Annotated in this window: 19 protein-coding genes; 6 read left to right on the forward strand and 13 right to left on the reverse strand. The window is 68.2% G+C overall.

Features of this window, described 5'->3' with window-relative positions; all coding sequences use genetic code 11:
- Window positions 1-52: 52 nt before the first annotated feature.
- From DID96_RS20580 to ubiA, 4 genes are all read left to right on the forward strand, one after another.
- Window positions 53-1012 carry a LysR substrate-binding domain-containing protein gene (locus DID96_RS20580; protein ID WP_124601110.1) on the forward strand — a complete coding sequence of 320 codons (960 nt, stop codon included), beginning with the start codon at window positions 53-55 and terminating at the stop codon, window positions 1010-1012.
- Between the two features lie 621 nt (window positions 1013-1633).
- Window positions 1634-3820, forward strand: a complete 2187-nt coding sequence (gene katG / locus DID96_RS20585) for a catalase/peroxidase HPI (protein WP_124601111.1) — start codon at window positions 1634-1636, stop codon at window positions 3818-3820.
- A 101-nt stretch (window positions 3821-3921) separates the two neighbouring features.
- Window positions 3922-4086 carry a hypothetical protein gene (locus tag DID96_RS38375; RefSeq protein ID WP_185732312.1) on the forward strand — a complete coding sequence of 55 codons (165 nt, stop codon included), beginning with the start codon at window positions 3922-3924 and terminating at the stop codon, window positions 4084-4086.
- An 86-nt stretch (window positions 4087-4172) separates the two neighbouring features.
- On the forward strand, window positions 4173-5036 hold the full coding sequence (gene ubiA / locus DID96_RS20590; RefSeq protein ID WP_124601112.1) for a 4-hydroxybenzoate octaprenyltransferase: 864 nt from the start codon (window positions 4173-4175) through the stop codon (window positions 5034-5036).
- 7 nt (window positions 5037-5043) lie between these two features.
- On the opposite strand, the gene proC is transcribed toward ubiA, so the two are convergent.
- The 6 genes from proC to DID96_RS20620 all read right to left on the reverse strand — a co-directional run bounded on the left by proC (window position 5044) and on the right by DID96_RS20620 (window position 12234).
- Window positions 5044-5856 (reverse strand): pyrroline-5-carboxylate reductase, encoded by an 813-nt coding sequence (gene proC, locus DID96_RS20595; protein ID WP_124601113.1) that lies wholly within the window; start codon window positions 5854-5856, stop codon window positions 5044-5046.
- A 22-nt stretch (window positions 5857-5878) separates the two neighbouring features.
- A complete protein-coding gene (locus tag DID96_RS20600; protein WP_124601114.1) occupies window positions 5879-6577 on the reverse strand; it encodes a YggS family pyridoxal phosphate-dependent enzyme in 699 nt (232 codons plus the stop codon).
- Window positions 6578-6737: 160 nt separating this feature from the next.
- A complete protein-coding gene (gene glcF / locus DID96_RS20605) occupies window positions 6738-7964 on the reverse strand; it encodes a glycolate oxidase subunit GlcF (protein WP_124601115.1) in 1227 nt (408 codons plus the stop codon).
- Between the two features lie 7 nt (window positions 7965-7971).
- Window positions 7972-9060 (reverse strand): glycolate oxidase subunit GlcE, encoded by a 1089-nt coding sequence (gene glcE / locus DID96_RS20610; protein ID WP_124601116.1) that lies wholly within the window; start codon window positions 9058-9060, stop codon window positions 7972-7974.
- A 160-nt stretch (window positions 9061-9220) separates the two neighbouring features.
- A complete protein-coding gene (locus DID96_RS20615) occupies window positions 9221-10711 on the reverse strand; it encodes an FAD-linked oxidase C-terminal domain-containing protein (protein WP_124601117.1) in 1491 nt (496 codons plus the stop codon).
- An 86-nt stretch (window positions 10712-10797) separates the two neighbouring features.
- Entirely contained in the window at window positions 10798-12234 is a 1437-nt protein-coding gene (locus DID96_RS20620) for an FAD-binding oxidoreductase (protein WP_124601118.1), read from the reverse strand.
- Window positions 12235-12497: 263 nt separating this feature from the next.
- Between DID96_RS20620 and DID96_RS20625 the strand changes: the two genes are divergently transcribed.
- Window positions 12498-13049 carry a cob(I)yrinic acid a,c-diamide adenosyltransferase gene (locus tag DID96_RS20625; protein WP_124601119.1) on the forward strand — a complete coding sequence of 184 codons (552 nt, stop codon included), beginning with the start codon at window positions 12498-12500 and terminating at the stop codon, window positions 13047-13049.
- A gap of 130 nt (window positions 13050-13179) precedes the next feature.
- On the forward strand, window positions 13180-14388 hold the full coding sequence (hmpA, locus tag DID96_RS20630; RefSeq protein WP_124601120.1) for an NO-inducible flavohemoprotein: 1209 nt from the start codon (window positions 13180-13182) through the stop codon (window positions 14386-14388).
- A gap of 139 nt (window positions 14389-14527) precedes the next feature.
- Here the strand turns inward: hmpA and DID96_RS20635 are convergent, their stop codons facing one another.
- The 7 genes from DID96_RS20635 to DID96_RS20665 form a co-directional block, all read right to left on the reverse strand.
- The gene (locus DID96_RS20635; RefSeq protein WP_124601121.1) at window positions 14528-14917 is read right to left on the reverse strand and encodes a type II toxin-antitoxin system VapC family toxin; all 390 of its coding nucleotides are present in this window, start codon (window positions 14915-14917) and stop codon (window positions 14528-14530) included.
- Window positions 14914-15183, reverse strand: a complete 270-nt coding sequence (locus tag DID96_RS20640) for a type II toxin-antitoxin system Phd/YefM family antitoxin (protein ID WP_124601122.1) — start codon at window positions 15181-15183, stop codon at window positions 14914-14916. Before DID96_RS20640 ends, DID96_RS20635 begins: the two co-directional genes overlap by 4 nt.
- Before the next feature lie 124 nt (window positions 15184-15307).
- Window positions 15308-16381: a 3-deoxy-7-phosphoheptulonate synthase AroG gene (gene aroG / locus DID96_RS20645; protein ID WP_124601123.1), complete on the reverse strand. Its 1074-nt coding sequence runs from the start codon at window positions 16379-16381 to the stop codon at window positions 15308-15310.
- A gap of 32 nt (window positions 16382-16413) precedes the next feature.
- On the reverse strand, window positions 16414-16539 hold the full coding sequence (locus DID96_RS38995; protein ID WP_260463964.1) for a hypothetical protein: 126 nt from the start codon (window positions 16537-16539) through the stop codon (window positions 16414-16416).
- Window positions 16540-16744: 205 nt separating this feature from the next.
- The gene (gene tldD, locus DID96_RS20655; protein ID WP_124601124.1) at window positions 16745-18211 is read right to left on the reverse strand and encodes a metalloprotease TldD; all 1467 of its coding nucleotides are present in this window, start codon (window positions 18209-18211) and stop codon (window positions 16745-16747) included.
- A gap of 111 nt (window positions 18212-18322) precedes the next feature.
- Complete coding sequence (locus tag DID96_RS20660; RefSeq protein ID WP_124601125.1) at window positions 18323-19150, reverse strand: carbon-nitrogen hydrolase family protein; 828 nt, start codon at window positions 19148-19150, stop codon at window positions 18323-18325.
- 43 nt (window positions 19151-19193) lie between these two features.
- Window positions 19194-23393, reverse strand: coding sequence for a YhdP family protein (locus tag DID96_RS20665; protein WP_124601126.1), 4200 nt, complete (start codon window positions 23391-23393; stop codon window positions 19194-19196).
- Window positions 23394-23437 lie beyond the last annotated feature (44 nt).

A 23437-nucleotide genomic window follows, 5' to 3' on the forward strand; every position in this document is an offset into this window, starting at 1 on the left:
CACAGGGTGTATAAATTAAACCTATCGCCTGTATCTATTTGATTGACCCACAATGACGCTGACTGAATTGAAATACATCGTCGCGGTCGCGCGCGAACGGCATTTCGGCCGCGCGGCCGAAGCATGCTTCGTGAGCCAGCCGACGCTGTCGGTGGCGATCAAGAAGCTGGAAGACGAACTCAACGTACAGATCTTCGAGCGCGGCGCGAGCGAAGTGAGCGTCACGCCAATCGGCGACCAGATCGTCACGCAAGCGCAGCGCGTGCTCGAGCAGACCTTCGCGATCAAGGAGATCGCGAAGCAGGGCAAGGATCCGCTCGTCGGCCCGTTCCGCCTCGGCGTGATCTACACGATCGGGCCCTACCTGCTGCCGACGCTCGTCAAGCAGATGATCCAGCGGGTTCCGCAGATGCCGCTGATGCTGCAGGAGAACTACACGCTCAAGCTGCTCGAGTTGCTGAAGCAGGGCGAGATCGATGCGGCGATCATGGCGCTTCCGTTCCCCGAGACGGGCCTGATGGTGCGGCCGCTGTACGACGAGCCGTTCGTCGTCGCGCTGCCGGCCGGCCATCCGTGGGAAAAGCGCCACCAGATCGACGCGGAGGACCTGAAGCAGGAGACGATGCTGCTGCTCGGCAACGGCCACTGCTTCCGCGATCACGTGCTCGGCGTGTGCCCGGAACTGATGCGCTTCTCGCAGACGGCCGACGGGATCCAGAAGACCTTCGAGGGCTCGTCGCTCGAGACGATCCGCCACATGGTCGCGAGCGGCGTCGGCATCACCGTGCTGCCGCGGATGTCGGTCACCGAGGTCGGGCCGCGCGCGAACGGCCCCGATGCCGAGCTGCTGTCGTACGTGCCGTTCAACGACCCGGTGCCGGACCGCCGCGTCGTGCTCGTGTGGCGCAAGAGCTTCACGCGGATGCCCGCGATCGATGCGATCAGCGACGCAATCTCCGGGTGCGACCTGCCGGGCGTCGCGAAGCTCGACATGCCGGCGACGATGAATTGACTCGGCGCGGCCGATGGACGCAGCAGATGAACGGGGTCGTGCGACCCCGTTTATTTTTGCCTATCGCATAGATGGGATTTATCAAATTCAAATAATCAATAGCTATATATAGAATCCTCTGCATGGATCGATGCCCCGCCGTCACGGCGGTCTGCACGTTCAATGCAAGCGTCAAAGGAGGGTGTCATGATGCGTTCGGTATGGCAGCACGCGCAGCGGAACGTCCCGCCGCGCGGGAAGGTCGTAAATCGTGCCCGGGCTGCGATCAGGAGCCTGCGGCCGATCGCGTTCGCGTACCTGGCGGATCGTGTGTATGGCGGCTGAGCCGCCGGATGCCGATCCTTCGTTCCCCCGATGTTCTCCGATACGTTCGCCGTTCCGCCATGAGGATTCCCTATGTCCGAGAACACGAAACACTTGCGCGCCACCGGCGTAGCGGCTATCCGCCGCCGCTTCGTGCCACGCCGGGCGAAGCCGGTTGACGCGGCGCATTGAACCCCCGATCCGACAACGTAGCACGATGGGAGCGATGCTCCCGCCTTTACCCCGCAGTGACCATCCGCCAGGGTGTCCGGTTTCCAGGCCGCGCCGCTGGATGCAAACGAAACTAGGAGAAGACGCATGTCGACCGAAACGAAGTGCCCGTTCCATCAGACCGCAGGCAGCGGCACGTCGAACCGGGACTGGTGGCCCAATCAGCTGAACCTCAACATGCTCCACCGGCATTCGTCCCTGTCCGATCCGATGGACACGGATTTCAACTACGCCGAAGCGTTCAAGACACTCGACCTGGCGGCGGTGAAGAAAGATCTCCACGCGCTGATGACCACGTCGCAGGACTGGTGGCCGGCCGACTTCGGTCACTATGGCGGCCTGTTCATCCGCATGGCGTGGCACAGCGCCGGCACGTACCGCACCGCTGACGGCCGCGGCGGCGCCGGCGGCGGCCAGCAGCGCTTCGCGCCGCTCAACAGCTGGCCCGACAACGGCAACCTCGACAAGGCGCGCCGCCTGCTGTGGCCGATCAAGCAGAAATACGGCCGCAACATCTCGTGGGCCGACCTGATGATCCTCGCCGGCAACGTCGCGCTCGAATCGATGGGCTTCAAGACCTTCGGCTACGCGGGCGGCCGTCCGGACACCTGGGAACCGGACGACGTGTACTGGGGCGCGGAGAAGATCTGGCTGGAACTGAGCGGCGGCGCGAACAGCCGCTACTCGGGCGATCGCGTCCTCGAAAACCCGCTCGCCGCCGTGCAGATGGGCCTGATCTACGTGAACCCGGAAGGTCCGGACGGCAACCCCGACCCGGTCGCTGCCGCGCGTGACATCCGCGAGACGTTCGCCCGCATGGCGATGAACGACGAGGAAACGGTCGCGCTGATCGCGGGCGGCCACACGTTCGGCAAGACGCACGGCGCCGGTCCCGCGTCGGACGTCGGTCCCGAGCCGGAAGCGGCGCCGCTCGAGGCGCAGGGCCTCGGCTGGAAGAGCAGCTATCGCACGGGCAAGGGCGGCGACGCGATCACGAGCGGCCTCGAGGTCACGTGGACGACGACGCCGACGCAGTGGAGCAACAACTTCTTCGAGAACCTGTTCGGCTACGAATGGGAGCTGACGAAGAGCCCGGCCGGTGCGCACCAGTGGGTTGCGAAGGGCGCCCAGGCCGTGATCCCGGACGCGCACGATGCGTCGAAGAAGCACCTGCCGACGATGCTGACCACGGACCTGTCGCTGCGCTTCGATCCGGCGTACGAAAAGATCTCGCGCCGCTTCTACGAGAACCCGGACGAGTTCGCCGACGCGTTCGCGCGTGCGTGGTTCAAGCTGACGCACCGCGACATGGGCCCGCGCGCACGCTATCTCGGCACGGAAGTGCCGGCCGAGGAACTGCTGTGGCAGGACCCGGTGCCGGCTGTCGACCACAAGCTGATCGACGACGCGGATGTGGCCGCGCTGAAGGCGCAGATCATCGCATCGGGCCTGTCCGTGTCGCAGCTCGTGTCGGCCGCATGGGCGTCGGCGTCGACGTTCCGTGGTTCGGACAAGCGCGGTGGCGCGAACGGTGCGCGTGTCCGTCTCGCGCCGCAGAAGGACTGGGACGTGAACCAGCCGGCGCAGCTCGCGACGGTGCTGGAGAAGCTCGAGAGCATCCGGAAGGCGTTCAACGACGCGCAGACGGGCGGCAAGAAAGTGTCGCTCGCCGACCTGATCGTGCTGGCCGGTGCGGCTGGCGTCGAGCAGGCCGCGAAGAACGCGGGCCATGCGGTGACGGTGCCGTTCGCGCCGGGCCGCACGGACGCGTCGCAGGAGCAGACCGACATCGACGCGATGGCCGTGCTCGAACCGGTCGCGGACGGTTTCCGCAACTACCTGAAGGGCAAGTACACGGTGCCGGCCGAAGCGCTGCTGGTCGACAAGGCGCAACTGCTGACGCTGACCGCGCCGGAAATGACGGCGCTCGTGGGCGGCCTGCGCGTGCTGGGCGCGAACGTCGGGCAGACGCCGCACGGCGTGTTCACGGATCGGCCGCAAGCGCTGACCAACGACTTCTTCGTGAACCTGCTCGACATGGGCACGGAGTGGAAGCCGGCGTCGGCCGCGAACGACGTGTACGAAGGGCGCGATCGCGCGACGGGCGATGTCAAATGGACCGGCACGCGCGTCGATCTGGTGTTCGGCTCGCACGCGCAGCTGCGCGCGCTGGCCGAAGTCTACGGCAGCGCGGACGCGCAGCAGAAGTTCGTGCACGACTTCGTGGCGGCCTGGAACAAGGTGATGAACCTCGACCGCTACGATCTCGCGTGATCCCGGCAAGTCGCTGCTGAAGGTCAGGCAGCAGGGAACGGCCGGTCGTGCGACCGGCCGTTTCATCTGGACGATTCGTTTTGCTTGAAGGAGTGACGATCATGACGCAGATGATCCTCGACATGCGCAGCGCGTTCGCGACACCCGTGAAGCGCGCGCCCGCCGCCGCGCTGCGGCATATCGCCGGTTTTGCGATCACGGGCAGCGGCGCGGCCGTGCTGATCGCGCAAGCCATGCATGGTCTGGCTGCTGCCGCCGGCGTTTGAGCGCGAGCCGTGCAGGCTTCGCGCCGACATGACGCGAGACACCGCTCGGCTCTAAAATGCCGGGGTTATCTTCCCGGTGCTTCACCATGCTCGCCCGCTTTCCCCTGTATCTGCGGCTCGTCCGGATGGACAAGCCGATCGGCAGCCTGCTGCTGCTGTGGCCGACGCTCAACGCGCTGTGGATCGCGTCGAACGGCCATCCGAGCTGGACGCTGATCGTGATCTTCGCGCTCGGCACGCTGCTGATGCGCTCGGCCGGCTGTGCGATCAACGATTACGCGGACCGCGATTTCGACCGCCACGTGAAACGTACCGCCGACCGTCCGCTGACGTCCGGCAAGATCCAGGCATGGGAGGCGATCGCGATCGCGGTCGGGCTGACGCTGGTCGCGTTCCTGCTGATCCTGCCGCTCAATACGCTGACGAAAGAGCTGTCGGTCGTCGCGGTGATCGTCGCGGGCACCTATCCGTTCATGAAGCGCTTCTTTGCGATTCCGCAGGCGTATCTGGGCATCGCATTCGGTTTCGGCATTCCGATGGCGTTTGCGGCCGTGCAGGACACGGTGCCGATGCTCGCGTGGATCATGCTGATCGCGAACGTGTTCTGGTCGGTCGCGTACGACACCGAATATGCGATGGTCGACCGCGACGACGACATCAGGATCGGCATCCGCACGTCCGCGCTCACGTTCGGCCGCTTCGACGTCGCGGCGGTGATGGCGTGTTACGCGGTGACGCTCGGCATCTATGTGTGGATCGGGCTGAAGCTCGGCTTCGGTCTCGTGTACTGGGCGGGGTGGGCGGCGGCAGCCGGCTGCGCGCTGTATCACTACACGCTGATCAAGGGCCGCGAGCGGATGCCGTGCTTCGCCGCGTTCAGGCACAACAACTGGCTCGGCGGCGTGCTGTTCGTCGGAATCGCCGCGCATTACGCGGTGTCCGGCCTCTGAACTGCGCTTACGCGCGGCCGAGCTCGTCGCCCATTTCCTTCGCTCGCGCCTCGGCCGCGAGCGCGCCTTGCACGATCGCTTCCTTCACGCCCTGCGCGTCGAACGACGCGAGCGCCGCCGCCGTCGTGCCGCCCTTCGACGTCACGCGCTCGCGCAGCACGCTGGCCGGCTCGCCGGATTGTGCGGCGAGCTGCGCGGCGCCGGTGAACGTCGCGACTGCAAGCGCGCGGCCCTGCTCGTCGTTCATGCCGAGGCGGCGCGCCGCTTCCTGCAGCGCTTCGATGAAATAGAACACATACGCGGGGCCGCTGCCCGAGATCGCGGTGACCGCGTCGAGCTGCGACTCGTCGTCGAACCACACGATCTCGCCGACCGCGCCGAGCACGCCCGACGCGAGTTCGCGGCCCGCCGCATCGACACCCGGCAGCGCGGCGAGGCCCGTCACGCCCATGCCGACCAGCGCCGGCGTGTTCGGCATCGTGCGCACGACGCGCGCGTAGCCGCCGAGCCAGCGCGCGAGGTCCGTACCGCGGATGCCCGCCGCGATGCTGATCACGAGCTGCGACTTCAGATGCGGCGCGAGCGCCTCGGCGACATCCTTCAGCACCTGCGGCTTCACGGCGAGCACGATTGCGTCGTAGCCGGCGAGCGTAGCGTCGATCGCCGCACCGGTGCGGATGCCGAACTGTGCCTCGGCGCGCTTGCGGACGTCTTCGTTGACGTCGATCGCGTACAGGCCGTCCGCGGCGGTGCCGCGCTTGACGAGGCCGCCGATCAATGCCGCGGCCATGTTGCCGCCGCCGATGAATGCAATTTTCATGATGTCGGGATCAGGGAGTGGATCAATGGGAATAGTCGCGCGCGCCGAAGATCGCGGTGCCGACCCGGACGATCGTCGCGCCTTCGAGCACGGCCGCCTCGAGGTCGGCGGACATGCCCATCGACAGCGTGTCGAGCGGCAGGCCGTCCGCGCGCAGCGCGTCGAACAGCGTGCGTAGCGCGCGGTGCGGCGCACGCTGCGCGTCGGGGGTGTCCGCGGGCTCCGGGATCGCCATCAGCCCGCGCAGCCGCAGCGCCGGCAGCGTGGCGATCTCGCGCGCGATCGCGGCGACCTCGTCAGGCGCAATGCCGCTCTTCGACGCCTCGCCGCTGATGTTCACCTGAACGCACACGTTGAGCGGCGGCAGGTGCGCGGGCCGCTGCTCGGCGAGCCGCTGCGCGATCTTCAGCCGGTCGACCGAATGCACCCAGTCGTAGCGTTCGGCGACCGGGCGCGTCTTGTTCGATTGCAGCGGACCGATGAAATGCCACTCGAGGTCCGCACGCAGATCGGCGAGCGTGTCGATCTTGTCGATCGACTCCTGCACGTAGTTTTCGCCGAACGCGCGCTGGCCGGCCGCATGCGCGGCGCGCACGGCGTCGGCGGGGAACGTCTTCGAGACGGCGAGCAGCGTGACGGTGGCAGGGTCGCGGCCGGCCGCGCGTGCGGCGTCGGCGATGCGGCGATGAACGGATTCCAGGCGAACGGCAAGATCGGACATGACGGGCACGAAAGCGGACACAAAAGCGCGGGCACAAAAGCGCGGACACAAAAACGCGGGCGCGCCGCTGACGCGCGGCGCCTCGCATCGCATCGCATTATACGGACGCGGCGCACGGGGCCGCGCGAGCCCTCGCAGGCGACAAACCCTTCCAGCGCATCTAGCCGTACACGAGGTGCTCGACCAGCTGGATCCAGTGCGCGACCGGGATCTGCGTGCCGCTTTGCAGGTGCGCGATGCAGCCGACGTTCGCGGAGACGATCATCTGCGGCTCGAGCGCCTGCAGCTTCGCGAGCTTCTGCTTGCGCAGCTTGTACGACAGCGACGGTTGCGTCAGCGAATAGGTGCCGGCCGAGCCGCAGCACAGGTGGCTGTCGGCGGGCAGGCGCACGTCGATGCCGAGCGTCTCGAGCAGCCGTTCGACCTTGCCGCGCGATTGCTGGCCGTGCTGCAGCGTGCACGGCGGGTGATACGCGACGGTGTGGATCGCGCGGCGCCGCGCGAGCGACGCGAGCTCGGCCTCGAACGCGAGCAGCACGTCGGACACGTCGCGCGTCAGCGCGACGATGCGCTGCGCCTTCTCCGCATAGGCCGGGTCGTCGCGCAGCAGGTGCGCGTACTCGAGCACCGTCGCGCCGCAGCCGGACGCGTTCATCACGATCGCCTCGGCGCCTTGCTCGATATACGGCCACCACGCGTCGATGTTGCGGCGCGCGTCGTCGAGCGCTTCGTCGTGGTAGTTCAGGTGCAGCCGGATCGCGCCGCAGCAGCCGGCCTCGGGCGCGACGACGGTCTCGACGCCGAGCGCATCGAGCACGCGCGCGGTCGCGATGTTGATGTTCGGCAGCATCGACGGCTGCACGCAGCCGGCGAGCATCAGCATCTTGCGCGGATGGGTGCGGTGCGGCCATTCGAGCAGGCGCGTGCGCGGCGGCACCTTGTCGCGCAGGCGCTTCGGCAGCAGCGGCCGCACATGCTGGCCGAGCCGCATTACCGGCGAAAACAGCGCGGCGTTCGGCACGAAGCTCGCGAGCACGCGGCGCACGACGCGCTGCGACAGCGGGCGCCGCACCTGTTGTTCGACGTGCTTGCGGCCGATCTCGACGAGGCGGCCGTACTGGACGCCCGACGGGCAGGTCGTCTCGCAGCTGCGGCAGGTGAGGCAGCGGTCGAGATGCTGCTGCGTGCTGCGCGTGACGGGCGCGCCTTCGACCATCTGCTTGATCAGGTAGATCCGGCCGCGCGGGCCGTCGAGTTCGTCGCCGAGCAGCTGATAGGTCGGGCACGTCGCGGTGCAGAATCCGCAATGCACGCATTTGCGCAGGATCGCGTCGGCTTCGTCGCCGTCGGGCGTATTGCGGATGAAATCGGCGAGGTTCGTTTGCATCGAGCCCTCAGAGTTCGGGGTAAAGCCGGCCGCGGTTGAAGATGCGCGCCGGATCGAACGCCGCCTTCAGCCCACGGTGGATTTTCATCAGCGGCGCGGGCAGCGGCGTGAACACGCCGGCGCTGCGGTCGTACGATTCGCCCGCACGGAACAGCGTCGCGTGACCGCCAGCCTGCTTCGCGCTCATGCGGACGGTTTGCGCGTCGGCGTCGCTGATCCACCAGCGCTGCGCGCCACCCCATTCCATCAGCTGGGTGCCTGGCAGGTGCATCGGCTCGGTGATCGACGGCAGCGACAGCCGCCACAGCGCAAAGCCCGGCGGAATGCCGCTGAAGAACGAATCGGTCTGCTCGCGCAGGCCGGCCCAGAAGCGCTCGGCCTCGACCGCGTCGACGACTTCGCCGCCGAGCACGGTCTTCGCGGACTTCACGCTGGCCTCGGCGCCCGACAGGCGCAGCACGAGGGTGCCGTTGCGCCATGCGCTCGCGCTGACGGGCAGCGGGTGGCCGCCCCATTCGTTGAGCTTGCGCACCGCATCGGTCGCGCTCATCTCGAACTTCAGCGTGACTTCGGCGACGGGTACCGGCAGCACCTTGATCGACAGCTCGAGCATCAGCCCGAGCGTGCCGAGCGAGCCGGCCATCAGCCGCGCTACGTCATAGCCGGCGACGTTCTTCACGACCTGGCCGCCGAACCGCAGCACCTCGCCGCGGCCGTTCATCAGCGCGACACCGAGCACGAAATCGCGCGGCGCGCCGCAGGTCGCGCGCCGCGGGCCCGCGAGGCCGGCCGCGATGCAGCCGCCGACGGTGGCCATGCGGCCGAAATGCGGCGGCTCGAACGGCAGCATCTGGCCGCGTTCGCCGAGGACGGCTTCAAGCTGGGCGAGCGGCGTGCCCGCGCGGACAGTCACCACGAGTTCGGCCGGGTCGTACGACACGATGCCGTGAAACGCACGCGTGTCGAGGATCGCGCCCTCGAGCGCCTGGCCATACCAGTCCTTGGTACCGCCGCCGCGGATCCGCAGCGGCCGGCCGTCGGCACTGGCGGCGCGGATGCGCTCCGCCCATTCGGCGACGATATCGTCCTCTTCCATGATCGGTTGCTGCCTCGTCTTGTTGTCCGGTCGATTGTACCGGGGTGATGCGAATGCACATCGCGACTATCCCTAAGCCCGATTCACCGGTGGAACGCGGCACCGCCGCGCCGGCCCGGAGGCCGCGCGGGCGGTGCAGCGCCGGGACGCCGGCGCGCGCTCAGAAGCGGGGGAGGTCGGGGTGCGGCAGGAGCCCGCCGCGCACGTGCTGGCGGCCGTATTCGGCGCAGCGTGCACGCGTCGGAATGCCCTTGTCGGGATTGAGCAGCGCGGGCGGATCGAACGCGCGCTTGACCGCGAAGAACGCGTCGCGCTCCTGCGGCGAGAACTGTACGCACATCGAATTGAGCTTCTCGATGCCGACGCCGTGCTCGCCCGTCACGGTGCCGCCGAATTCGACGCAGCACTCGAGGATCTCCGCGCCGAACAGCTCCGCGCGGTGAAGCTCGTCCGGATCGTTCGCGTTGTAGAGGATCAGCGGATGCATGTTGCCATCGCCCGCATGGAACACGTTGATGCAGCGCAGCCCGTAGCGCGTCTCCATCTGCTCGATGCGAGCGAGGAGCGGCCCGACCGCGCGGCGCGGCACGGTGCCGTCCATGCAGTAATAGTCGGGGGAAATCCGTCCGGCGGCCGGAAACGCGTTCTTGCGGCCCGACCAGTAGCGCAGCCGCTCGCTCTCGTTGCGCGACACCTTGATGCGCGTCGCGCCGTGCTCGCGCAGCACCGCCGTCATCCGCGCGATCTCCTCGGCGACTTCTTCCGGCGTGCCGTCGGATTCGCACAGCAGGATCGCCTTCGCGTCGAGATCGTAGCCCGCATGCGTGAACGACTCGACGGCCTGCGTCGCCGGCTTGTCCATCATCTCGAGGCCGGCGGGGATGATGCCCGACGCGATGATCGCCGCGACCGCCTCGCCACCCTTGACGACATCGTCGAAGCTCGCCATCACGAGCTGCGCGGCCTGCGGCTTCGGGATCAGCTTCACCGTGACTTCGGTCACGATCGCGAACATGCCTTCGCTGCCGATCGTCACCGCGAGCAGGTCGAGGCCCGGCGCGTCGAGCGCGAGCGAGCCGAATTCGACGATCTCGCCGTCGATCGTCACCGCGCGCACGCGCATCACGTTGTGCACGGTCAGCCCGTACTTCAGGCAGTGCACGCCGCCGGAGTTCTCGGCGACGTTGCCGCCGATCGTGCACGCGATCTGCGACGACGGATCGGGCGCGTAGTACAGGCCGTATGGCGCCGCGGCCTCGGAGATCGCGAGATTGCGCACGCCGGGCTGCACGGTCGCCGTGCGCGCGTACGGGTCGACCTCGACGATGCGCGTGAAACGCGCGAGCGACAGCACGACGCCGAGCGAGATCGGCAGCGCGCCGCCCGACAGGCTCGTGCCCGCGCCGCGCGGCACGATCGGCACCTCCATCCGCCGGCAGATCTGCACGATGCGCTGCACCTGCGATTCGGTCTCGGGCAGCGCGACCGCGAGCGGCAGGCGGCGGTACGCGGACAGGCCGTCGCATTCGTACGGCGCGGTGTCTTCGTCGCGATACAGCAGGCAATGCGTCGGCAGCACGGCCATCAGCGCCTGCACGACTTCCCGCTGGCGCTGCGCGCGCATCTCGGCCGACAGTTCGGGGGCGTTCATCGGTTCTCCAGTGTCGGCGGGACTGCGCGCTCTGGCGCTTGCTCCCGCCCCATGCAAAGCGATTGGCGCGGCGTCGTCGCGCCGCGTCAGCACGTGAAAATCTTGCCGGGATTCATCAGGTTGCGCGGATCGAGCGCGAGCTTGATCGCGCGCATCGTGTCGATTGCGTTGTCGCCGTGCTCCTTCGGCAGGAAGCGCATCTTGTGCAGGCCGACGCCGTGCTCGCCCGTGCAGGTGCCGCCCATGCGCAGCGCGCGCTCGACGATCCGGTCGTTGATGCGTTCCGCTTCGTCGATCTCGTCGGGCTTGTCGGGATCGATCAGGATCGCGACGTGGAAGTTGCCGTCGCCGACATGGCCGACGATCGGGCACGGGAGCGACGACGCGCGCAGGTCGGCCTCGGTTTCCTCGACGCACGCGGCCAGCTGCGAGATCGGCACGCAGACATCGGTCGTCACCGCGCGGCAGCCGGGCTTCAGCTGCAGCATCGCGAAGTACGCGTTGTGGCGCGCGGCCCAGAGCCGGCTGCGGTCTTCCGGCCGGGTCGCCCATTCGAAGCCCTGGCCCTGGTTCTGGCCGGCGAGCGCTTCCACCAGCTCCGCCTGTTCCTTCACACCGGCCTCGGTGCCGTGGAATTCGAAGAACAGCGTCGGCGCCTCGGCGAGCGTCAGGTTCGAGTGGCGGTTGATCGAGCGGATCGCGAGCGAGTCGACGAATTCGACGCGCGCGATCGGCACGCCGATCTGGATCGTCTCGATCACGGTGCGCACCGCGTCGCCCATCGACGGGAACGTGCAGATCGCGGCCGACACGGCTTCCGGCAGCGGATGCAGGCGCAGCGTGATCTCGGTGATCACGCCGAGCGTGCCCTCGGAGCCGACGAACAGGCGCGTGAGGTCGTAGCCGGCCGACGACTTGCGCGCGCGCGAGCCCGTCTTCACGACGCGGCCGTCGGCGAGCACCGCGGTCAGGCCGAGCACGTTCTCGCGCATCGTCCCGTAGCGCACGGCGTTGGTGCCGGACGCGCGGGTCGCAGTCATGCCGCCGATGCTCGCGTCGGCGCCGGGGTCGATCGGGAAGAACAGGCCCGTGTCGCGCAGCGCTTCGTTGAGCGCCTTGCGCGTGATGCCGGGCTCGACCGTGACGGTCAGGTCTTCCGCGTTGATCGACAGCACGCGGTTCATTTCGGACAGGTCGAGCGACACGCCGCCGCGCACCGCGAGCAGATGGCCTTCGAGCGACGAACCCGCGCCATATGGAATCAGCGGCACGCTGTAGAGTGCGCACAGCGACACGACCTGCCGGACGTCGTCGACGCTGTGCGCAAACACGACCGCGTCGGGCAGTTGCGGGTCGAACGGCGATTCGTCACGGCCGTGGTGCGCGCGCACCGCGTCGGCCGTCGACACGCGCTCGCCGAAGGCGGCACGCAGCGCATCGAGGAAGGCGGGGGGCAGCGGGCGGCGCGATACGGCGGGTTGAGCCGAGGCGGCCGATGCAGCCGGCGGGGCGGGGTGATTCACACGAGTCTCCTCTCGATCGGCGCGGGCGCGTCGGCATCGGCGCCGATTCCATGCAAAGTTCGACAGCTTGTCCGGCAGGCACCGCTGCGTGGCGGTTTGTGGCGGTTTGGGTTCATTCTACGCTGGAACACCCGCTGCGAGCCGCGCGGCGGGCTGCGATAATCGGTATCCAACCTGGTAGCTGACTTGGTACCCAAGTCGGTACCTAGGTCGGAACCAACGCAACCGGGGCCGCGCCGCGGCCGCGCAACAGAGGACTTCGCATGGGCAACCGCTTGAGCAAGATCGCCACCCGCACGGGCGATGACGGCACCACCGGTCTGGGCGACGGGCGGCGCATCGGCAAGGACGACGTGCGGATCGCCGCGATCGGCGACGTCGACGAACTGAATTCGAACCTTGGCGTGCTGCTCGCCGAGCCGTTGCCCGACGACGTGCGTGCGGCGCTCGTGACGATCCAGCACGACCTGTTCGACCTCGGCGGCGAGCTGTGCATCCCCGGCCACACGGTGCTCGACGACACGCATCTCGCGCGTCTCGACCAGTGGCTCGCCGACTACAACGCGACGCTGTCGCCGCTGAAGGAGTTCATCCTGCCGGGCGGCTCGCGCGCAGCGGCGCTCGCGCATGTGTGCCGCACCGTGTGCCGGCGCGCCGAACGCGCGATCGTCGCGCTCGGTCGCAGCGAGCCGCTGCACGAGACGCCGCGCCGTTACGTGAACCGGCTGTCGGATCTGCTGTTCGTGCTGGCGCGGGTGCTGAACCGCGCGGACGGCGGCTCGGACGTGCTGTGGGAACGCGATCGCCCGCGGTGACGCGCGGGCGGCCGGGCGCCTGCGCCGGCCGTCATCCTGTCCAGCCCCTTTTCCGCACTGCGACAATTTGCCCGGGGGGGCGCCGGATTTTAAAGATGTATTGTGTGGGCATGTTTAACGGAGAACGAGCATGACCCACATTACCGCCGACCAGATGGCCCGTGTGAAGGCCACCGCCCCTGTCCTCGCCGTGCATGGCGCGACGATCACGCAGCACTTCTATCAGCGCATGTTCGCGCGGCATCCGGAACTGAAGAACCTGTTCAACCAGACGCACCAGAAGACCGGCAGCCAGCCGGAAACGCTCGCGAAGGCGGTCTACGCATATGCGGCGAACATCGACAATCTCGGTGCGCTCGGCGGGGCGGTGTCGCACATCGCGAACAAGCACGCGAGCATGAACATCCGTCCGGAGCATTACCCGATCGTCGGCGAGAACCTGCTCGCGTCGATCGTCGAAGTGCTCGGCGACGCGGTCGATGCGGAAACGCTCGAAGCGTGGCGCGTCGCCTACGGGCAGCTCGCGCAGATCCTGATCGGCGCCGAGGCGGATCTGTACGCGGGTGCGGCGTGGAGCGGCTTCCGGCCGTTCAAGGTCGCGCGCAAGGTGCGCGAGAGCGACGAGATCACGTCGTTCTACCTGACGCCTGGGGACGGCGGCGCAGCGCCGAAGTTCGAGCCGGGCCAGTACGTGACGGTGAAGCGCTTCGTCGGCGACCTGGGCGTCGACCAGCCGCGCCAGTACAGCCTGTCCGATGCGCCGCACGGCAAGTGGCTGCGCATCTCGGTGAAGCGCGAGGCCGGCAAGGCGGAGGCGATCCCGGCCGGCAAGGTGTCGACGCTGATGCACGACGGCGTCGAGGAGGGCTCGGTCGTCGAGGTGACCGCGCCGATGGGCGAGTTCACGCTGAAGCGCGATGCGGATACGCCGGTCGTGCTGATCTCGGGCGGCGTCGGCATCACGCCGATGATGTCGATGGCGTCGACGCTGATCGCGGAAGGCAGCAAGCGCGACGTGCGTTTCATCCACGCGTGCCGCTCGGGCGCGGTGCACGCGTTCCGCGACTGGCTGAACGATACGGTGCGCGAGCACGCGAACGTCAAGCGCACGGTGCTGTACGAACTGGTCGGCCCGAACGACCGCGCGGGTGTCGACCACGATCTCGAAGGGCGGCTCACGCCGGAGCGCGTGAAGCAATATGCGCTGGTGCCGGACGCCGACTATTACATCTGCGGCCCGATCGCGTTCATGAAGGCGCAACGCGACGCGCTCGTCGCGCTGGGCGTCGCGCCGGAGCGCGTGAACACCGAGATCTTCGGTTCGGGCGCGCTCGAGTGACGCGCTGACGCTCGATTTCCGAGAAACACGAAAGCCCGGCGCGAGCCGGGCTTTTCGTTGTGTGGCATGGCCGCGCGCGACGGCGCATGCCGCTGGCCTGCACGGAACGGCTACCGCCGTATTGCGTTTTTCCGCAATGTCACGCGCGCAGCATCAGCGTCGCATGGTAACGCCACACCTTTGGATCGGCGCTGACGAGCGGCATGCCTTCATACAGTGCCTGCGCGACCATCACGCGATCGAACGGATCGGCATGGTCGGGGAAGTCGGGTAATGTCGCGACCGCTTCGACGTGATCGCTGCTGATCGACAACTCTGCGAAACCGGCAAGTCGGAACGCCGACCGTGCGTCACGCGGATGAACGAGCAGATTGCCCTTGCGGTACTTGATCGCGATTTCCCAGATGGACGCCGCGCTGACGTACAGCGTGTTGTCCGGGTTCTCGATCAGCTCGGCGGCCGTCGATGAAAGTTGCGGGGCCCCTTCGGCGGCCCATAGCGCGATATGCGTATCGAGCAGCAGCTTCACGGCTCGAGCCCCTGCTCGCCGCTTGCGTCGAAGTCGGCGGCGATCGAGTCGTCGCCCGCATTGAACGCGTCGACCGTTGCCGGAATATGCAGCCCGGCCAGCAACTGGCGGGCTGCGCCAATTCGCTTCGGCGCCACATAGGGAACGATTCGGGCGACCGGGTGGCCATTGCGGGCAATCACGACCTCGGATTCCCGCCCGAGTTCGAGTGCTTCGACAAGGCCGGAAAGCCGTGACTTGGCATCGTGCATGTTGACGATAGGCATCGAATTTCTCGCTTAGCTAAGCTATGTTAGCTAGTTTAGCAGACTCGAGCGCTTGTCGCGGGCGGCATCCGTGGCCGCCTCGCCGCAAGGCGGGAGCCCGTCGAGCCCCGCCCGCTTGCTCCCGTCAGTTGCCGCTGCCGCGCGCGACGCGACGGGCCTTGACCGACTCCGCAAGCCCCTCGAGCACCTTCACGCTGTCTTCCCAGTTGATGCACGCATCGGTGATGCTCTGGCCGTAGGTCAGCGGGCAGCCTTCCTTCAGGTCCTGGCGGCCTTCGACGAGGTGCGATTCGACCATCACGCCGACGATGCGCTCGTCGCCCGCCGCGATCTGGCGGCCGATGTCCGCGCACACGGGGATCTGGTTCTCGTGCTTCTTCGAGCTGTTCGCGTGGCTCGCGTCGATCATCAGGCGCGCGGCGAGGCCGGCCTTGCCGATGTCAGTGCACGCGGCGTTCACGCTTTCGGCGTCGTAGTTCGGCGTTTTGCCGCCGCGCAGGATCACGTGGCAGTCCTCGTTGCCGGCCGTCGACACGATCGCCGAGTGGCCGCCCTTCGTCACCGACAGGAAATGGTGTGGCTGCGACGCGGCCTTGATCGCGTCGACCGCGATCTTCACGTTGCCGTCAGTGCCGTTCTTGAAGCCGACCGGGCACGACAGCCCCGACGCGAGCTCGCGGTGCACCTGCGACTCGGTCGTGCGCGCGCCGATCGCGCCCCACGAGATCAGGTCCGCGAGGTACTGCGGGCTGATCATGTCGAGGTATTCGGTCCCCGCCGGCAGGCCCATCTCGTTGATCTGCAGCAGCAATTCGCGCGCGGTGCGCAGGCCCTCGTTGATCTTGAAGCTGTTGTCGAGGTGCGGATCGTTGATGAGCCCCTTCCAGCCGACCGTCGTGCGCGGCTTCTCGAAGTACACGCGCATCACGATTTCGAGTTCGTTCGCGAAGCGCTCGCGTTCCTTCACCAGCCGCCCCGCGTACTCGAGCGCCGCCTTCGTGTCGTGGATCGAGCACGGCCCGATCACGACGATCAGCCGGTCGTCCATCCCGTGCAGGATCCGGTGCATCGACTGCCGCGAGTTGTAGATCAACTCGGACGCGGCTTCGGAACACGCGAATTCGCGGATCAGGTGGGCGGGCGGCGTCAGCTCCTTGAGCTCACGAATGCGGACGTCGTCGGTATTGTGCGGGGGCATGCTGTTTCTCCTTGATAGGGCTAGCCGTTCGGTCAGTGCGCGTGCGGCAAATTCATCAATTCAGGCAATTCAGTCGTACTGGGGGCGAAGGGCGAAAAAAAACCGCCGGGTTCGCCGGCGGTTTTTTTCGGGAATTTCGGTTGCGCTTTACGCGCCATCAACCCTCTCGATCCGCCAGCGGTCTGAGATACCAAAAAAAGTAAAAGTAAAACTTGGCGGACATGACGGGAATCGGGTCGTCAAAAAAAATTGATTCGGAATTTATACCTGCTCGCCGCGCGGCTGGCAATCGGGTCTCCCCGAAAATGCGGACAATCCGCGCGTTTTTCGCAAAATGCGCGGATTGTTTGCGCCGCGATGCGGTTATGCCGTACCGCCGACCGTCATCCTGTCGATCCGCAGGGTCGGCTGGCCGACGCCGACCGGCACGCTCTGGCCTTCCTTGCCGCACACGCCGACACCGGTGTCGAGCGACATGTCGTTGCCGATCATGCTCACGTACTTCAGCGATTCCGGGCCGCTGCCGATCAGCGTCGCGCCCTTGACGGGGTAGGTGACCTTGCCGTTCTCGATCATGTACGCCTCGGACGCCGAGAACACGAACTTGCCGTTCGTGATGTCGACCTGGCCGCCGCCGAAGTTCACCGCGTACAGGCCGTTCTTCACCGACGCGATGATTTCCTGCGGATCCTTGTCGCCGTTCAGCATGTACGTGTTGGTCATGCGCGGCATCGGCAGCGCCGCGTACGACTCGCGCCGCGCGTTGCCGGTGACGGGCATCTTCATCAGCCGCGCGTTCAGCGTGTCCTGGATGTAGCCCTTCAGGATGCCGTCCTCGATCAGCGTCGTGCACTGCGTCGGGTTGCCTTCGTCGTCGATGTTGAGCGACCCGCGGCGGTTCGGCAGCGTGCCGTCGTCGACGACGGTCACGCCCTTCGCGGCGACCTGCTCGCCGATGCGGCCCGCGAACGCCGACGAACCCTTGCGGTTGAAATCGCCCTCGAGACCATGGCCGATCGCCTCGTGCAGCAGCACGCCCGGCCAGCCCGGCCCGAGCACGACCGTCATCGCGCCGGCCGGCGCCGGACGCGCGTCGAGGTTCACGAGCGCCGCGTGCACCGCGTCGTCGACGTAGCGCGACAGGATGTCGTCGGTGAAATAGCCGTAGTCGAAGCGGCCGCCGCCGCCGCCGGTGCCGATCTCGCGGCGGCCGTTCTGCTCGGCGATCACCGTCACCGACACGCGCACGAGCGGGCGGATGTCCGCCGCGAGCGCGCCGTCGCTGCGCGCGACGAGCACGACGTCGTATTCGCCGGCGAGGCCCGCCATCACCTGCGTGATGCGCGGATCGCGGCTGCGCGCCATCTGCTCGATGCGCTCGAGCAGCTTGACCTTGGCCGTCGCGTCGAGCGACGTGAGCGGATCGGACGGCAGGTACAGGTCGCGGCCCGAGATGCCCTTCAGCGACGTGGCCGCCTTCACCTTCTGGCGCCCGCCGCCCGCGGCGGCGATCGCCTTGGTGGCCGCGGCCGCCTGCGCGATCGCTTCGGGCGACAGGTCGTCGGAATACGCGAACGCGGTGCGGTCGCCCGCGACCGCGCGCACGCCGACGCCCTGGTCGATGCTGAAACTGCCCGATTTGACGATGCCTTCCTCGAGGCTCCACGCTTCGCTGCGGGTCGCCTGGAAGTACAGGTCCGCGTAGTCGACGCGATGCGTGAAGATGTCGGCGATCGTGCGCGTCAGGAGGCTCTCGTCGAGGCCGTAGGGCGTGAGCAGGATGTCCTTCGCCAGCGCCAGGTTGCGGATGCCGGGTTCGATGATGTTCATGCGGGTATCGGGGTTTCTCAAAAAGTTGTCGGGTGCTTGTCGGCTGTATACAGGGGCAGATGGTTCGTGCAGGCCGGGGTTTCAAGGGGGGCAGGCCGGTGAGGGCGGACGTCAGCCGAGCACGCGATGCCGCCACGCAGGCAGGCTCTGGCGCACGTCGGCGATGCGTTGCGGGTCGAGCGTGCCGATCACGACGCTCGCGCCTTCGTCACGCACCCGGACGATCTCGCCCCATGGGTCGACCAGCATGCTGTGGCCCCAGGTGCGCCGGCCGTTCTCGTGCTTGCCGCCCTGCGCGGCCGCGAGCACGTAGCATTGGTTCTCGACCGCCCGCGCGCGCAGCAGCGTTTCCCAGTGTGCACGGCCGGTGGTGTAGGTAAACGCGGACGGGACGACGACGAGCGCGCAGTCGCCCAGCTTGCGGTACAGCTCCGGAAAGCGGAGATCGTAACAGACCGACAGCCCGACCCGGCCGAACGGTGCGTCGAACGCGACGACCGTGTCGCCCGGGCGGATCGTGCGTGCCTCGTCGAACGATTCGTCGCCTTTCTCGAAGTTGAACAGGTGGATCTTGTCGTAGCGGGCTGCCTCGCGGCCGGACGGATCGAACACGAGCGTCGTGTTCAGCACGCGGTTCGCTTCGGGGGCCTTCAGCGGCAGCGTGCCGCCGATCACCCAGATCCCGTGGCGGCTCGCCGCGTCGGCGAGGAACTGCTGAATCGGGCCGTCGCGGTAGGTCTCGGCAAGCGCGAGCTTGTCGGTGTCCTTATGGCCCATGAAGCAGAAGTACTCGGGCAGCAGTACGAGCTGTGCGCCTTCGCCGGCCGCTTCCGCGATCAGGCGGCGGGCCTCGGCGAGATTGCGCGAAACGTCCGGCGTGCTCACCATCTGCAGCGCGGCAACCCGGACGGGGCTGGCGGAAAGGGTGTGGTCGGTCATCGCGAAATCGGTAGCGTCATAAATGGGGTGCGGCCCGCGCGGTTCAGCGACTTGCCGCGCCGGCCGCGTCGTGATTCATCTTACCCTGATCGCCCCGCACCCGCTCGATGTGGGGATGCGCCCACGACCCGGTGATCGCATAGTTCATCGCGAACGCGTGCGACAGCGTCTCCGACAGCGCGTAGTTCGCAGCCAGCACGCCGACGCCGAGCAGCGGGTTGATGATCGCCGCCGCGATCGCCGCCGTGCCCGCGCCGATCTTCGGCGCGACGTGCGCGTGCAGGTCCTGCGTTTCCGCACCGAGATCGACCGTGCCGTTCAGCGTGACCTTCGCCGGCGACGTCGTCATCTCGAAATCGTCGATGTGCCCGATGCCGTTGGTGATCTTGCCGGTGCCCGAGATCTTCTCGAACGGCAGCCCCTTGCCGATTACGTCGCGGAAGTTGAGCGTCAGGAAGCGCGCAAGGCTCTGCAGGCTCAGCACCCCGAGCAGCTTCGCCGCGCCCGGGTCGACCTTCAGGATCTCGCCGTGCTCGAGGTCGAGCGCGAGATGCCCATTGAGGGACGGGTAGTCGAGCGCGGTCGGGCCGCCGCGCCAGCCGACCCTGCCGGTCAGCGTGCCGTGGCCGTCCCCGACGGTGCGCGGCAGGCCGACGCGGTCCAGCAGCGCGCCGGCATCGCCGATGTCGAGCTTGAAGTCGAATACGGTGCGGCGCGGTGCGTCGGCCTCGTCGACGCCGCGGGCGAGTGCGTGGCGCGACGTGCGCCAGTTCCCGGTCGCCGTGAGCTTTGCGGCCGGGTTCGACAGCTCCAGCTTGTCGAGCTGCCACACGGGCGCGCCGTCCTCTTCGAGGTTGCGCGCGTTGACGACGAGGCGGCCGATGTCGTGGCCGCGCGCGACGACCTCGTCGACGACCAGGTCGATCGACGGCATCGGGTGGTCGGCCGGCGCCTGCAGGTTCATCGCGCGGCCGACCAGGTCGTGCTCGGCACTCTGCGGAATCACGAGCTTCGCGAGCCGCGCGTTCAGCACGCCCGCGCCGTTGTAGCCGCCGCCCGGCGCCCACGACAGGTAGCCCGACACCTGGTTCGACGCGATGTTCGCCTGCCATAGCTCGTCGACATGCGACGCGCCGACGATCACGTTTTCCCAGTTGCGATTGAGCAGCTTCAGCGTGCCGAAATGAAATGCGAAGCGCTTCGGGATGAAGCTCGCGAGATCGACGCGCTCGGCGCCCGGCTGCGGTTCCGGCGCGCGCTGCGCGGGGCGCAGCGTCCGGGCGAGCGCGAGCCACGCGTCGGCATCCAGCTCGTCGGCGTCGACCGCCGCGCTCACGCCGTCCTGCGGCACGTCGGGCATCCGGTGGATGCCCATCGCGCCACGCACCGCGCGCAGCGGCTGGCCGCGGGTCGCGTCGAGCAGGTAGGTCGCGGTAATGGGGCCGAGCGTCAGGTTCGCATGTTCGAGGCGCCGGCCGTCTGCCTGCGGCGCCGGCTGCAGCGTGAAGCTGAACGGCATCGGCGTGCCCGCGGGTTTCGCGAACGGTGCCGGGAAGTTCAGCGCGACGCCCGTCAGGTCGGAACTGGCCGTGAGGTTCGGCAGATGGCCCGGCGTGCCACGCACGGCGACCCGGTACGGTGCGTCGCCGACCACGTGCTCGAGCAGCGCCGCGGCCGGGCCGTGCAGGTTCAGGCCGCGCGCGGCGTCGAGCGCGAGCCTGCCGTCGACGTCGACCGCATACGGGCCGTGCGATTTCAGGTCGCCGCTCGCGTGCACGGGGCCGCCGAGGAAGCGCCCGGACAGATTGTTCAGCGACGCGCCCGCTTCGGTGAAACGCACGTCGCCGCGCAGCGCGGACAGCGGCGGCACGCCGTCGGTCGACAGCGTGTTGCCGCCGAACGCGAGCGCGCCCTCGACGTGCGTATGCGGATGCGCGACGTGCTGCGGGATCGTCAGCTTGAGCGCGAGCGCGGCCGGCCCCTGCGCGTCGATCTTCTCGCCGACGTGCCCGCTGATCATGCCGAGCGAGCTGTTGTCCGCGTAGTCGATCAGGTCGGCGAGCGGACCTTGCGCGTGCCCTTCGATGATCAGCGGCGACTCGGCCGGGTGGCCGAGATCCGCGATCCGGCCGCTCACCTTGTTCAGCGCGACGCGCTTGTAGTGCGCGCGGTCGATATCGAAGCGCAGCTTGTTCTGTTCGAGCTCGAACACGCCGTCGATGCCCGAGAGCGCCGGCCACACGCTCGGCGTGCCGTTCGCGAGCTTGCGTGGCGGGTACGGCGTCGGCTCGAACTGTCCGCCCGTGAACGGCGCGACGATATGGAACACGCCGCCGCTCGGGTTGTGCTCGTACGGGAAGGTCTCGAGCGGGCCGCGCGCGACGATCGATGCGCCTTTCGTGACCTGCCCGGCCTGCAGCGCATGGCCGAGATACTGGCGCAGGTGCTCGGCCATGCCGGTCGGCAGGTAGCGCGGGATGCGGGCGACCGCCGCGCGCGCGAAGTCGGCACGCAGGTCGAGCGAGCCGCGGCCGTGGCCGGGGTTCGTATAGCTGCCCGACACCGCGATCTCGGCGTCCGGGTTCGACACGAGCAGGTCGGGCACCGTCACGTCGACGCGCGCGTGCTTGTCGCCCGGCGCCGGCGTGATGACCCATTTCGCGTTGCCGCGCAGCCGGTCGAACGTGAGGCGCGGCTCGTCGAACTCGCCGGGCACCGTGACCGCGGCGTTGACCATGTCGAAATGCGCGACGCCGCCCGTCTCGTTCGCGTCGACGCGGCCCCACAGGTTTTCGATCCCGGGCCAGCCGGCGCGCGGATGGCCATGCGCAGACAGCCCGGGCGGCGGCTCCTGCGCGGCGAAACTGATGCCCTGCAGGTCGCCGGCGAAGCGGTAGCGGACGACCGGCGCGGCGCCGGTGCGCTTCTCTTCTTCGGCGAGCTCGGCCTTCGCGGGCTTCGCGCGCTCGACCTCGATGTGATAGTTCGACACCATCCCGCGCGGGTCGACCCGCACGAGTTCGTTGCGCAGGTGGGCCGGCAGCGGCAGCCCGCGGATGAATTCGCTGAGGATGCCGAGATCGACGCGGTCGCCGGCCACGCTGATCAGCTGCCCCTGGCTCGCGGACGGTACCCGGTAGCGCGCGGTGAGCGTCGCCATGCCGAGCGAGCGGGCGAGCGGCGTGCCGTCCGGCAGCGGCGGCTGGCCCAGCTCCGCGTGAAAGCGCGACAGATGCAGCGTGTAGTCGTGGCCGGGGTCCATCGTCATGTCCCAGCCGAAGCGCGCGATCGGCACGTCGAGCCGCGGCTGCGTCGGCCGCACGCGCAGCGCGACGTCCGCGCCCTGCAGCGCGCCCCCCGCGGAGCGCAGCCGGCCGTCCCGGAAGGTCGCCCAGATCGCGTTGTCGATCTGGCCCGCGTGCACCGTGAGCGGCATGTTCATGTAGCGCGCGAGCGTCGGCAGGTCGACGGGGCCGGTCGACAGGTACGCGTCGCCGGTCCAGTTCGCCGGCTTGCCGATCGGTGCGAGCGCCTTGTGAGTGAAGCGCGCGCGGAAATCGAGCGGGCCGCGCAGCAGCGTGCCGTTCGCGGGCGCCTGCAGCGCCGCCTTGTGGACGCGGCCGTGGTTGAGCACCGCGAGCCGGATCCCGGACAGCGCGAGTTCCGGCGCGTCGTGCTGCGCGTCGCGCCAGCGCAGCGTGCCGCCGCGCAGCACGATCGCCTCCTGCTTGAGGAGCCAGGTGCTGAACGTGTCGTTGCCGCCGTGGGTGGTCGGCACGCCGACGCCGGCGATGAAGAGCGCGCCGTCCGCGCTGCGCTCGACGACGAGGTCCGGCTGGTCGACGATCAGGCTCGACAGCGCGGGCGACAGGCGCAGCAGCGACATCCACGACAGCGCGGCCGTCGCGTGCGGCACCGACAGCGCGACCTGGCCGTCGCGGCCGCGGATCGTCAGCCTGGCGACTTCGACGCCAGGCTGCATGCCGGACCAGTGCGGGGAAAGCTTGCCGATCGAAAGCTGCGCATGCAGCTTCGCGGACACGAACTGCTCGATTTTCGGCCGGAAGTCGTCGATGCGGGGCAGCAGCACATAGCGCAGCCCGAGGAACGCGCCCGACGCGACGAAGTAGGTACCGAGCCCGACCGCCAGCGTCACCTTGAACACGCGGCGCAGAACCGGATGATCGTGCTTCGGAGGTCCCGCATCGGGCAGTGCTACGGCGGATTCCTGACTGTCGGACATGCTGCGGACGGGCGGCGATATGGTAGTTTTGCGAACTGACGTTG

The sequence above is a fragment of the Burkholderia sp. Bp8963 genome (assembly GCF_003854275.1).
Taxonomy (GTDB): Bacteria; Pseudomonadota; Gammaproteobacteria; order Burkholderiales; family Burkholderiaceae; genus Burkholderia.

Coding starts and splice junctions, on each gene's coding strand:
- DID96_RS20580 (WP_124601110.1), top strand. CDS start 53: ATGACGCTGACTGAATTGAAATACATCGTCGCGGTCGCGCGCGAACGG.
- katG (WP_124601111.1), top strand. CDS start 1,634: ATGTCGACCGAAACGAAGTGCCCGTTCCATCAGACCGCAGGCAGCGGC.
- DID96_RS38375 (WP_185732312.1), top strand. CDS start 3,922: ATGACGCAGATGATCCTCGACATGCGCAGCGCGTTCGCGACACCCGTG.
- ubiA (WP_124601112.1), top strand. CDS start 4,173: ATGCTCGCCCGCTTTCCCCTGTATCTGCGGCTCGTCCGGATGGACAAG.
- proC (WP_124601113.1), bottom strand. CDS start 5,856: ATGAAAATTGCATTCATCGGCGGCGGCAACATGGCCGCGGCATTGATC.
- DID96_RS20600 (WP_124601114.1), bottom strand. CDS start 6,577: ATGTCCGATCTTGCCGTTCGCCTGGAATCCGTTCATCGCCGCATCGCC.
- glcF (WP_124601115.1), bottom strand. CDS start 7,964: ATGCAAACGAACCTCGCCGATTTCATCCGCAATACGCCCGACGGCGAC.
- glcE (WP_124601116.1), bottom strand. CDS start 9,060: ATGGAAGAGGACGATATCGTCGCCGAATGGGCGGAGCGCATCCGCGCC.
- DID96_RS20615 (WP_124601117.1), bottom strand. CDS start 10,711: ATGAACGCCCCCGAACTGTCGGCCGAGATGCGCGCGCAGCGCCAGCGG.
- DID96_RS20625 (WP_124601119.1), top strand. CDS start 12,498: ATGGGCAACCGCTTGAGCAAGATCGCCACCCGCACGGGCGATGACGGC.
- hmpA (WP_124601120.1), top strand. CDS start 13,180: ATGACCCACATTACCGCCGACCAGATGGCCCGTGTGAAGGCCACCGCC.
- DID96_RS20640 (WP_124601122.1), bottom strand. CDS start 15,183: ATGCCTATCGTCAACATGCACGATGCCAAGTCACGGCTTTCCGGCCTT.
- aroG (WP_124601123.1), bottom strand. CDS start 16,381: ATGCCCCCGCACAATACCGACGACGTCCGCATTCGTGAGCTCAAGGAG.
- DID96_RS38995 (WP_260463964.1), bottom strand. CDS start 16,539: ATGGCGCGTAAAGCGCAACCGAAATTCCCGAAAAAAACCGCCGGCGAA.
- tldD (WP_124601124.1), bottom strand. CDS start 18,211: ATGAACATCATCGAACCCGGCATCCGCAACCTGGCGCTGGCGAAGGAC.
- DID96_RS20660 (WP_124601125.1), bottom strand. CDS start 19,150: ATGACCGACCACACCCTTTCCGCCAGCCCCGTCCGGGTTGCCGCGCTG.
- DID96_RS20665 (WP_124601126.1), bottom strand. CDS start 23,393: ATGTCCGACAGTCAGGAATCCGCCGTAGCACTGCCCGATGCGGGACCT.